This is a genomic window from Pseudomonas sp. NFR09 (assembly GCF_900111535.1).
Classification (GTDB): Bacteria; Pseudomonadota; Gammaproteobacteria; order Pseudomonadales; family Pseudomonadaceae; genus Aquipseudomonas; species Aquipseudomonas extremorientalis.
This window is the reverse complement of record NZ_FOIH01000022.1, coordinates 1-3,210: the sequence shown is the minus strand read 5'-3', so window position 1 is coordinate 3,210 and position 3,210 is coordinate 1. Positions and strand designations below refer to the sequence as shown.

Annotated in this window: 2 protein-coding genes and 1 pseudogene; 2 read left to right on the top strand and 1 reads right to left on the bottom strand. The window is 64.9% G+C overall.

Features of this window, described 5'->3' with window-relative positions:
* Positions 1–388 precede the first annotated feature (388 nt).
* Positions 389–1,606 (top strand): annotated as a pseudogene (locus BMX59_RS31280) (HAMP domain-containing protein); the annotation flags it as partial.
* 15 nt (positions 1,607–1,621) lie between these two features.
* Entirely contained in the window at positions 1,622–2,464 is an 843-nt protein-coding gene (locus tag BMX59_RS31275) for a methyl-accepting chemotaxis protein (RefSeq protein ID WP_371914399.1), read from the top strand.
* A 29-nt stretch (positions 2,465–2,493) separates the two neighbouring features.
* Here BMX59_RS31275 and BMX59_RS29955 read toward each other — a convergent pair.
* Positions 2,494–3,210, bottom strand: a 717-nt coding sequence (locus BMX59_RS29955; protein ID WP_139212947.1) for an APC family permease, incomplete at its 5' end; no start/stop codon positions are given.

Sequence of the window (3,210 nt, the reverse complement as noted above, 5' to 3'; positions counted from 1 at the left end):
AGCCACCGGCGATCACGCTCAACGGGCTCGCCGCCGAAACCACAAAGAAAATGATGAAGCCCACGCCCAGGGCGCCACGCTTGAGCTCCGTGGAGCTGTTGACCGGGATAGATACACTCATTTTTTTGACCTTATTGTATGAGGCAGTCGCTGTTGGATTGGGCCCGATCAAACGGCATCGGTGCCCTCTGGCGTTGTTGTTTTGGTTGCACGCTGAATTTGATCCTATGCCCGCCCCTGAGCCGCTCGCTATCCCAAATCGGTAGCATCCGAAGCGCCGCCCCAAAACAGGTCAAGCCACCCATGGCGTGCCCACAGCGTTTGCCGATTCGGGATAGCCGCTTATCGCGTCCCGCCGCATGCTCGCGTCACCCCGCCCTTCTCCCGGATGCCTTGCGTAGGAACCTCAGCCATGCGTTCAATTCACCTCACCCTCCAATGGCGCATCACCCTGCTGAGCGGGCTGTGCCTGCTGGTGGTGGTCGGCGCGCTGATCGGTGCCGGCCTGTACCAGAATCAACAGAGCGCCGATCTGCTCAAGCAGCAGAGCAGTCACCTGCTGGGGCAAGCCGCCGAGGCGCGCCTGCAGGCCCAGGCCGTTGCCCATGGCCAACACGTGGAGCGCTTTTTCAATGACAGCGCCCTGGTAGGCGAAGGGTTCGCCGAGCAGGTCCTGCAACTGCGCGAGCAAACTCTCGAGGGCCGCCTCAGCGCCGCGCAATTGCGCGAAACGCTGGTCAGCGTGACCCGCCAGGCCCTGCTCAAACAGCAGCACGTGCTCGGCCTGTACGTGGTGCTGTTGCCTGGCGCGCTGGCCGGCGCAGACGCCGAGTTTGTCGGGCAACGCGCCCTGGCCGGCAATGAAACCGGGCGCTTTGCGTTGTACTGGTCACAGAGCCTGCCGGGGCAGCTGGTGCAGGATGTGCTGACCGAAGAACAGATCACCGCCAACCATGCGCTCCCCGGCGCCGACCCGGACACCGATTGGTACCGCTGCCCCCAGACGCAACGGCGCACCTGCGTGGTAGAGCCCTACACCAGCCAAGTGGAAGGCCGCGATGTACTGATGAGCAGTATTTCCGTGCCGCTGATCGCCAACGGCCAGGTACTCGGCGTGGTCGGCATGGACGTCAGCCTCGACACCCTGCAAAAGCTCGCCGCCCAGTTGGGCCAGGATTTGTATTCGGGCGCCGGCGAAGTGAGCATCCTGTCGCCCGCCGGCCAGATCGCAGGACGCAGCGGCGCCGTCGCGGGGGACACTGTCGATATCCGCCAGCCCCTGCAGGTGGTGGACGGCAACCCCGGCTGGCACCTGCAAATCAAAGTGCCGCAAGCCCTGGTGCAGGCCCCCGCCCGGCAGATGCAAAGCGAGCTGGACAGCAAAAGCCGCGCCGCCAACGGTTTCAACCTTGGCCTGGGCCTGCTCGCCAGCGGCCTGGGTATGCTGCTGATCTGGGTGACCGCCTACGGCGTGACACGCCCACTGCTCAAGATGGTCGAATTGCTGGATGCCATCGTCGAAGGCGACGGCGACCTCACCCAACGCTTGCCCGCCGGGCGGCGCGACGAACTGGGCAGGCTGGCCGGTGGCTTCAACCGTTTCCTGGACACCTTGCAACCGATGATTCGCGCCATTCAAACCGCCGCCCGCGACACCCGCGACAGCGCCGACACCTCCTCGGGGGTAGCCCGCGACGTCAGCACCGGCATGCAACGCCAGTACCGCGAAGTGGAGTTGGCGGCCACCGCCCTGCATGAAATGAGCGCCAGTGCCCAGGAGGTGGCGCGCCACTCCCACAGCGCCGCCGATGCCGCCACCGCCGCCGAAAGCGCGAGCCGATCAGGCCAGGCGGTGTTCGCCACAGCCGAGCGCAGCATCGAGGCGCTCGATCAGCGCCTGGACGCCACGCTCCAGCACGTCACCGCCCTCGCCGACAGCAGCCGCCAGATCGGCCAGGTGCTGGATGTCATCAGCAGCATTGCGCAGCAGACCAACCTGCTGGCGTTGAACGCCGCCATCGAGGCCGCCCGGGCCGGCGAGCAAGGGCGGGGTTTCGCGGTGGTGGCCGATGAGGTCAGGCACTTGGCGAGCAACACCCAGCGCTCGGTGGAACAGGTACGCACGGTGATCGAAACGCTGCAACAGCTGAGTGAGGACGTGGTGCACAGCACCCAACTGAGCCGTGATCAAGCCAGCGGCAGCGTGGTCCAGGTGCAACAGACCCGCGCCGCGCTGGCGGGTATTTCCCAGGCCGTGGACGTGATCGAACAGATGAACCAACAGATTGCCAGCGCGGCCCTGGAGCAAAGCACAGTGGTGGACGACATCAGCCACCGGGTCAGCGATATCCGAGGCATCAGCGAAACCCTCAGCCAGCGCATGCACGAGGCCGCGAAGGCCAGTGATGCACTGCGCGAAATGGCCAGTCACCAGCAGCAGCTGGTGGGCCATTTCCGGGTTTGACGGGGGAGGAGCCAGCCGCAGGGCACGCCTTAGAGCTTGTGGCTGCCCAACGCCCGGAAGCGTTCCGGCGACGCCTTGCGCAAGCGGGCCGCCAGGTATACACCGCCCAGCAGGGCCAGGGGAATGATTGCGCAGAGGCCATAGGACAGGAGCTGGCTGGCCCCGGTCAGCACATCGAAGTGCACCACCGCCAGCGCCAGCACTGCGAACAGGGCCAGGCAGGAGAAACCGGGGAAAATCCGTGCACGCCAGATCCCCACCTTGAGTTCGGGATGGCGCCGGAAGAACACCAACACCGCGACGGAAGTCAGCGCCATCAGCAAGATCACGCACAACGTGGCCAGGTTCGACAGCCAGGCGAACAATTGCAGGATCGGGTCGGCATCCATCGCAGCAAAAATCAGCACCACCACTGCGGAAATCAGACTTTGCAAGGCCGAGCCCATGTGCGGGCTCTGGTGTACGCGATGGGTGGTGCCCAGCAGGCTGTGCAGCAACCCATCGCGGCCAATCGCATAGAAGTAACGTGCGGCGGCGTTGTGGAACGCCAGCAGTCCGGCATAGATACTCACCATGAACAGCACGCGGATGACCTGGGTCAGGTGCGGGCCGACAAAATGGTCGGACATGCCGTAGATAAAGGTCGTCGGGTCCTGCAAGGACTGCAACAGCGGCACGATCTTGTCCGCGCCGACGCCCACCACCATCGACCACACCGACAACGCGTAGAACCCGCCGATCAGCAG